The 7,811-nt window shown below is 61.3% G+C and carries 7 protein-coding genes; 1 reads left to right on the forward strand and 6 read right to left on the reverse strand.

The features are described from left to right. Positions 1-10: 10 nt before the first annotated feature. The 6 genes from FJ404_13500 to FJ404_13525 form a co-directional block, all read right to left on the reverse strand. Entirely contained in the window at positions 11-2,086 is a 2,076-nt protein-coding gene (locus FJ404_13500; protein ID MBM3823877.1) for a ferritin-like domain-containing protein, read from the reverse strand. 25 nt (positions 2,087-2,111) lie between these two features. After that, positions 2,112-3,419 carry an HlyC/CorC family transporter gene (locus FJ404_13505; protein ID MBM3823878.1) on the reverse strand — a complete coding sequence of 436 codons (1,308 nt, stop codon included), beginning with the start codon at positions 3,417-3,419 and terminating at the stop codon, positions 2,112-2,114. A gap of 23 nt (positions 3,420-3,442) precedes the next feature. Continuing rightward, complete coding sequence (locus tag FJ404_13510; GenBank protein MBM3823879.1) at positions 3,443-4,438, reverse strand: DUF21 domain-containing protein; 996 nt, start codon at positions 4,436-4,438, stop codon at positions 3,443-3,445. Beyond that, complete coding sequence (locus tag FJ404_13515; GenBank protein ID MBM3823880.1) at positions 4,435-5,700, reverse strand: HlyC/CorC family transporter; 1,266 nt, start codon at positions 5,698-5,700, stop codon at positions 4,435-4,437. The genes FJ404_13510 and FJ404_13515 overlap by 4 nt, the downstream gene beginning before the upstream one ends. A gap of 9 nt (positions 5,701-5,709) precedes the next feature. Then, the gene (locus FJ404_13520; protein MBM3823881.1) at positions 5,710-6,186 is read right to left on the reverse strand and encodes a hypothetical protein; all 477 of its coding nucleotides are present in this window, start codon (positions 6,184-6,186) and stop codon (positions 5,710-5,712) included. A 99-nt stretch (positions 6,187-6,285) separates the two neighbouring features. Then, positions 6,286-7,554 (reverse strand): hypothetical protein, encoded by a 1,269-nt coding sequence (locus FJ404_13525; protein MBM3823882.1) that lies wholly within the window; start codon positions 7,552-7,554, stop codon positions 6,286-6,288. Here FJ404_13525 and FJ404_13530 point away from each other — a divergent pair. Continuing rightward, a complete protein-coding gene (locus FJ404_13530) occupies positions 7,553-7,777 on the forward strand; it encodes a hypothetical protein (GenBank protein ID MBM3823883.1) in 225 nt (74 codons plus the stop codon). The two genes, FJ404_13525 and FJ404_13530, sit on opposite strands and share 2 nt — an antisense overlap. The last annotated feature ends 34 nt before the right edge of the window (positions 7,778-7,811 follow it).

Below are 7,811 nucleotides of genomic sequence, written 5' to 3' on the forward strand. Positions count from 1 at the left end.
AGCCGCTGGGTCAATCCCGCGCTTCCACCCACAAGCCCGCCATCGTGCGTCGGGCCGTCGTCGGGTCGGTCAAAGGAACAAACCCTTCGGCGATCCTTCCCTTCGGCGTTCCCTTTAACCGCACGGGCAGACGGCGCTCCTCTTCCCGAGCCCAATCCGCCAACGAAGCCCCTCCCTTCTGAGCCTCCCGCGCGCTTTTCAGCCGAAGCGTCGCGCGGGAACCAGGAGCCACGAACCGCATCAGCTCCAACGTCACTCTCCCCATGGTGTAGCGAGGATTGATCTCCACCACGGGCTTAACCCGCGCCACGCCGTCCCGGTCTCGAAACACGAAAGCATCAATCCCCACCGCTCCTCGATATCCCAACTCTCGCAATCTCGGTCCCAGAGCCTCCCCCAACCGCGCAAAGACCGCCGGCCACGTCAAAGCGGGCGGAGGCCAGGAGGGAAGTTCCCGCAACACCTCCCGAGGCGGCCGCTTCGCGAAATCCGGACCCGCCCAATTGAACTCAAACTGCCCCCGATGATCGCACTTCAAGCCGGTGTAGCCCAAAACCTCCAAGCCGCTTTCCCTCGCTTCACACTGGACCGAGAACTCCACCACGCGGTCCAGCCACGGTTCAATCACGAGCAATCTTCCGCCAGCCAAACTGGACTGAATCCACCGCCACTGGGGAGCCAGCACCTCCGGTTCCCATAATCGGAGGGCATTTTGCCCCGCGAAACCGTGCTCGCGCTTCACGACTAACCGGTGCCATCCCGCGTTCCTCCAGGTTGCAATCACCGCCGACGCCTCAGCCAGCGTCGAGACTTCCCTCCCCACCGCGTCGCGATCGATCAAACCGCTGCAGCACTCGGAGGTCTCAAGCCATTCCCGCAAAAAACGCGCACTCCATGCCTTCGAGAAACACGTTCGCTTCCGGGAATCAAAGGAATCTCCCGACGCTTCCTGGTCCAACCCCAAAGCGGCGGCATGAGCAGCCTCTTCCGGACCCTTCGACCAGGGACGCCATTCCCCCAGTTTTCGTGTTCGTAACGGACTGAACGGGTCCGGCACCCCGGTGGAGGTGACCTCGAACTCCGGTAAATCGAAGCCCTGCGCCTGCCGGGCCGAAAGAAACTCCCGCGATGGACGCTCCGGAACCAGCACCACGTCGTCCCGCCTCGCCAGGTACATCGGCAGCGCCCCCAAGTCCCTCGCGAAATCCGCCTGCATCTTGGACAATTGAAATCCGGGGCCCGCGTCCATTCTCAACTCCTCGAAGGGATTGAACCAAAACACCGAGGGAGTCCTTCCCTTCGACATCGAAAACACTGCGAGTTCAGAGATGAACCCCTCGTTCAGTCCCGCTCGCCGCCGTCCTTCCGCATTGAATTCATCGCCCTTCGCCCTCCGCGGTGAAAGAGGAAACTTCAGCAGACCCCGAAACGCCTCCCAATCGCTCGCGCCCGCCGATTTCCAGTGCTGAAACCATTTCCAGCCGAGAGCCACATGCCCGATCTCGTCCCGGTAGATGCCTTGCAACAAATCCGCCGTCTCCTGATCTCCCGCTTCCCCAAAGGCTCGCGAAAATTGCTGGCAGAAATCGAGGTTGGCTTGCTCAAAGGTCAGGCTCAAACCCGCGACGTAATCCATCGGACTCTCCATGCGGGACACACAGCGCCAGAAGAAACCGCTCAGGGGCAGTTCACCGAAACAAACTCCGCAGGCCTTCATCCGCGCCAGATAGAGCCGCGTGTGGTCCTGCTCGTCTCGCAACGTACGCCACACGCCTTGCCGAAACTCCGGAGGCGCGTCCGGAAATTTCAGCAGCACCAACGCCATGAGTTCCACCGCCAGCAGTTCGTGATTCGCGAAAAAATGAAGCGCCTGCCCACGCTCGCGATCGCCCCGCAGCAGCCCCCGCGGAAAACTTCCCCGCCCGTCGCTCCCCGTCTTGAATCGCAGTTCTGGAAGCCTGGACGGCATCGCCGGCGCTTTGATTCCGGCACCGGGCCGCTCGTCGCTCCAGTTCCCGGGAGCGCCGAGCTTCGACTCCAAATCAGCGCTGAACAGAATCTTCTCGGCGCACTCACGAAGTTCCATAAACCTGCGTCCCTTCAGCCGCGAATCAAACTTCCGTCCGCACAATCCTCAGCTTCTCCACCCTCGCTCCCTCCGTCTGCTCCACGAGCAGTTCGTAGGATCCCACGGTGAGTTTGTCCCCTGCCTTGGGAAATCCCCCCAATCGTTCAGTAAAAAAGCCTGTCACCGTGGCGCTGTCCGCCGAACTCAGTTTTTCCCCCAGCAATTCTTCCAGATCATGCAGCGGCAACTCGCCCGACGCTTCCCAAGTGCGCGAATCCAGACGCGACAGCAACGGCTTTTCCTGATCGAACTCGTCCTGGATCTGGCCCACCAACTCCTCCAAAATATTCTCCAGCGTGATCAGCCCGACCGTGCCCCCGTGCTCGTCCACCACCAGGGCCATATGCAGTTTCCGGTCCAGCAACAACTGCAGCACACGTTCCAATCGGGCCGACGGCGGCACATAAATCAATCCGCGCGCCACCGGCGCCAGGTCGGCGCCCGTGCCCTCCGGCCGTCGCATGGCGTGCAAATCCTTGATATGGATCAAACCGAGGGTTCGATCCACGTCTCCCTCCTCGCACAACGGAAACCGGCTGAAACGAGTTTGCTCCGCAATGTCCAGGCACGCGGCAAGCGAGTCTCGAGTATTGAACACCGTAATCTCGCGCCGGGGACGCATCACTTCCCGCACGACACGCCGCTTCAGATCAAACGCGTTCAACACCACGTTCCGGCCAAACGTCCCGTCCCCGCCAGGCGATCCATTCGACGCCAGCATCAACCGCATTTCTTCCTCGCTCTGACCCTGTCCCGATTTCCCCCCTTCTTCGACCCCCAGAAATCCCAGGATCCACTGCGCAGCGTGGTTCAACAGCCAAATAAACGGATAACTCAGCCGGTAAAACCAATCCAACGGGTGGACAATCCACAGGGCCGTCGTCAGGGTCCGGCGGATCGCCACCGCTTTGGGCACCAACTCGCCGGCCACGATCAACAGCAACGTGTTCGCAAAAAGTCCGAACAACACGACCGAAACGGTTCGCACCGCCTGATTCGTCACCCCCAGCACGTCGAAAACCGGCGACAGGACGCCGGCAAATACAGTCGTGGCCATGCCTCCGATCCCCAGACCACACAGGGTGATGCCAAGCTGCGTCGCGCTCAAACACGGCTCGATGTTGCGAATGAGCCGAAGAGCGATGCCCGCCCGTTTGTTGCCCTTTTTCACCAACGGGTGCAACTGCGTCTCCCGCAGCCGGATCAGGGCAAACTCCGCCGCCACAAAGATCGCATTCACCACCACCAACGCCAGCAACCCCGCCACTTGCCAGCTCAATCCGATGGACAACCCCGCCTCAGCTTCCTTGGGGTTCACAGGCTAACCTCCCCAAAAACCGACAGCAGCACGTCGGAAAGCGCTAACACGCCCGCAGGCTTCCCCTTCTCGTCTCTCACCACGGCCAGCCGTTGTCCCCCCTTCTGCATCCGTCGCAACACCTCGTCCAGTCTCGTGCTCTCTTCCACAAATAAAGCGTTCTGAGTGAGCTGCCCAACCCGCCGCGAACGATCCAGGCAGGACTCATAAAGCAAATGCCTCAACGGCAAGACTCCCAGAATCTCCGCACGCTTGCCCTCCCCTTTCCACACCGGCACCGCCTGAACAAATCGATCCTTGGCCCGCTCGAAAACCTCCGCCAACGTCTCATTCGCGTCCGCCCCCCAAACCTTGTCCAGCGGCGTCATGGCCTGCCTCGCGACGCGATGCTGCAACTCCAAAACCCGCTGCACCATGCCTTGCTCATCGTCCGTCAACCCGCGTCCACCCTTCGCCATGAATTGACGCCATTCCTCACGATCGCCAAACAAGCTGCCCGTGAACGCCTTTCCCCCAACCCGCCTCAACAACCCTCGCGCCACCCAGGCCGCCGCCCTCACCCCCGGACGCAACAACAGTTCGATACCGCGAAAAGGCCGGGCCAGCACCAGACAGAGCCGGTTCGGGAACCGCTGAAATAACATCTTCGGCAGCAAATCAAACAGCATGTAAAACAAACAGCCCGCTCCCAACAACAAACACCAAGCCCACACCCGATCCAATCCGATCCAACCGTCCACGGCGTAAACCGCCAGGGTAAACGTAATGAAATTCGCGAGGGTGTTTCCCACCAGGATCGCCCACAAGAAATTCTCCGAATTCTCTAAATAACCGTTGAGGATGCGCGCGCTCCGGCTCCCCGTGCGCATCAACTGCCGGATGCGCAACCGGCTCAGCGCAAACACGCCGGACTCCATCCCCGACAATAAAAACGAAAGCCCAAGGCAACCCGCCATCACCCCCGCGCCCCAAACCGGAATGTCGCCGGTCACAACTTTCCCCCCTCCGGCCGGACCGAAAGGTGCCGCCCCGCTTCCGCTTCAATCAACACCTCACGCACCCTCCTCGGCTCTGCCTTGGTCACCGTCCACTTGAATCCGCCCAAGGTCACGAATTCCCCCGGCGAGGGCACCACTTCCAGTGTGTGCAACAACAACCCTCCCACCGTGGCCACTCCCGGCGGCAAAGGAATCGAACCCAGTTCCTTCTCCAGATCCTCCAAAAGCACGCCTCCTCCCGCCTCCCACTTTCCTGCCTGGAGCTTGCGCAACACCGCCGCCTCCTTTCCGGATGTCTCCCTCAAGGGACCCAGCATCTCCTCCAGAATATCCTCCATGCGCACCACTCCCGCCGTGCCGCCAAACTCGTCCACCACGATCGCCAATCCCCGCTTCTGCCGCTGTAAGCTCTTGAAAAGTTGCAGCAAATTCATGCTGGCCGGCACGAACGAAGGAGTCTCGAACGCCTCCATCAGGTCCACCTGCGGATCCGCCAGCAAACGTTGAGTGTTCAAAACCCCCACAATCGTGTCCGGCGAACCGTCATACACGGGAATCCTCCGCAACTTGTGCCGGCGCGCCTCCACCATCATCTCCTCAATGGAAAGCGTGTCGGGAATGCATGCCATCTGGGCTCGCGGACGCATGATGTCGCGGGCGGTGCGCCGGTCCAGTCCGATAATCTGCAAAATGATTTCTTTCTCCGAGGGATCCAGCGCGCCCTGAGTGTAGGCCAACTCGATCAACTCCTTGTATTCCTCATCGGAAATGCCCGTCCGCGGACGCACGGAGCGGGGAAGCAACGCCGCGAGAATCCATTCGTTCAGTTTTTGCGCCCCGCGGCGGAACAACCGGGTCCCCCTTTCAAACCCCAGCGTCGGACGCGCCAAACGCTCCGCCCACCGGCTTGGATCGCGCAACGCCAGCGCTTTGGGGGCGATTTCACAGACGAGCAGAATCCACACCGCCAGCAGCGGAAGCACCGTCCACCACGGCCAATCCCTTTCCCTCGCCACCCAGCAGCCAAGCGCCACCATCATGGCGTTCGCGAAATTGCTCCCTAATACGAGGCTCGCCAGGTAATCCTGCGGCGCCGCCAGCAGCGCCGTGAGCGCCGTCGAGTGACTTCCGCCCCGCGCCCCCAATTCGCGGGACCGCCAGCCGCCCAGGGCCATCAGGGCGGTCTCAGCCAGCGCGAAGAAACAACTCGCGCATGCCGCCACAAGCATCAACAAGACTGACACGGCCAAGGACATGCGTGAGATCTAACCGACCCGCCTCGCTCGTATCAACCTTCGACCGGTTGCGAACTGCCGAATTCTCCCCGTTACTCCTCCCGCGTCTCGTCGCCGACCGCCGCCTGGCCCGAAATCAAATCCGCCGCAATCTTCCCCTCCCGGGCCGGGCCCGTCACCTTCACCTCGCCCACCTTGCGGCCCGCCCGATAGAGCGACAACCTCCGATCCACCTGAGGCATTTCCTTCAAAGTAAAATCGAGCACCACAAAACGGAGCGCGGTGTTGACCGACACCACACTCCCCGCCTCGGACTCCACCTGCACGAACGGATATTTCCCCGCAGGAGGAGGCTTTTCTTGGCCGGCCACCCCACCTCCCGTTTTCCCCTTCGGCGCCCCTGCTTGAGGACGAACAACCGGACGAAACGGCATGGACGACTCCCGGCTCGAATCGACGTTCGACGCGCGGCATCCCGCCGCCATGAGAGCCACGATCAAAGTGCAACGTCCCCAATGCACGCAACGACGCATGCCGCTAAAAACTTCACCCTCGCCATTCCGTCAATCCCCTTCTGCCGGCCGGAATGAGGGTGAACCCGGGTCGTTACCGGGAGCGTTCATCCACGACCTGGGTTTCGACGCTGAATTCATTGCCCTCAAGCAGTACCGTGCCCACCTTCTTGCCGATGCGAATTCCCGTTTTCTGCCGTCCCGTTCCGCTGTCCTCCAATCGATTGCCTCGAATCACGGTCCCCTGAGTGGCGCCATCGACAAACAGGCCCCAGCCCTCGTTGTCCCGGACCGTGTTTTGCTCAAAAGTCACGCGATGGGCCGCCATGGCCTCGGACTCGGCGCGCCAATACACGCCACCGCGCTGATTGCCCACGATGGTGTTCTTTCGGACGAAATTATCGCTGTCCTTGTGCCCGATGGACATGCCATAGCCTCCATTTTCCGCCAGGTAGTTGGACTCCGCCACTCCGCCGCGCACGCGCCAGCAAAAAAACAGGCCGTCCCCGGCGTTACGCACCGCACGACATCCCGTGACGGTTGGCCGTTGCGAACCGCTCCCGGGATGCAGTCCCAAACCACCGCATTGTTCCACCCGGCAATCCTGAACTTTCACATCGTTGGATTGCTGAAAGCTGATGCCGTCTCCGTTGTAGTTTCGCACGGTGCAATGGGCGATGACCGTGTTGTCGCCCCGGTAAAGAAAGATTCCGGCCGTGCGGCACCCATCGATGAGCGTGGGATTCTCCGAGCGGTTGCCATCGATGGTCAAATGCTCGACGCGCGCGTCCTCCAAATGATAGCCGCTGATGACCGGGAAGACCGTGGTGGCAAACGCACCGTCGTCCACCATGCAATCCGCGTTCAACGAGCGGCTGAGGGTGAAATAGCCATCCTTCCCGTTCAAAATGGTGGCGCACATGCCGTGAAAGTTGCGCATGGTTTTGGATCCCACATACACCCCCCGTCCGACTTCGAACCCCTCGCGATCGCGCACAGTGATGGCCGCCTCCCCAAAATCGCCATCCGCCGCCAGCAAACTCCACACCGCCTTGTCCTTCTTGAGCACGGTCCGATCCCCCGCCCCGCGCACCGTGACCCGGCTGCGCAGATGAAGCGAATCCCTCATCAGATATTCTCCCGGCCCGATTTCCACCGTGCCGCCGCCCAAATTGCCGACATAATCCACCGCGGCCTGCAACACGCGATGGTCGCTTCCCGTCAAGTCCCCCGAGGATTGACCCACGCGCACAGTCACCGCAGGTCGAGCGTGCATTTCGTTCTCGGCGTGTTTCCGGCCTGCCTGATCCGCAGACAAGGCCAGGGAGCCAAGAAAGAGAAAGGACAAGAGTCGCTGGATCATGCTCCAAGTCTATGGCACGGCCGCGTTCGAGCAATCCTGGAAAAACACGCCCGGCCAAGGGCGGTGTATCCAGAGGTTGTCGGTCCTGATCGGGTCGGGTGCCGGGGATTGCGCCCCGGCACCCTCCCATACCACCGGACGTGCGGTTTTCCGCATCCGGCGGTTGAACGCAGCGGCCCTTCACACGGTGGCCGCAAGGTCGGATGGCATCCAAAACCCGTGACGTCGCAACGCCGCGTTGCTTAACGCCGTCTGCA

This window comes from Verrucomicrobiota bacterium (genome assembly GCA_016871495.1).
In the GTDB taxonomy this organism is placed as follows: domain Bacteria; phylum Verrucomicrobiota; class Verrucomicrobiia; order Limisphaerales; family VHDF01; genus VHDF01.

Excerpts from the sequence above, each read along its gene's own strand:
- FJ404_13500 (MBM3823877.1), bottom strand. The coding sequence starts at position 2,086 with ATGGAACTTCGTGAGTGCGCCGAGAAGATTCTGTTCAGCGCTGATTTG.
- FJ404_13515 (MBM3823880.1), bottom strand. The coding sequence starts at position 5,700 with ATGTCCTTGGCCGTGTCAGTCTTGTTGATGCTTGTGGCGGCATGCGCG.
- FJ404_13530 (MBM3823883.1), top strand. The coding sequence starts at position 7,553 with ATGCTCCAAGTCTATGGCACGGCCGCGTTCGAGCAATCCTGGAAAAAC.
- FJ404_13525 (MBM3823882.1), bottom strand. The coding sequence starts at position 7,554 with ATGATCCAGCGACTCTTGTCCTTTCTCTTTCTTGGCTCCCTGGCCTTG.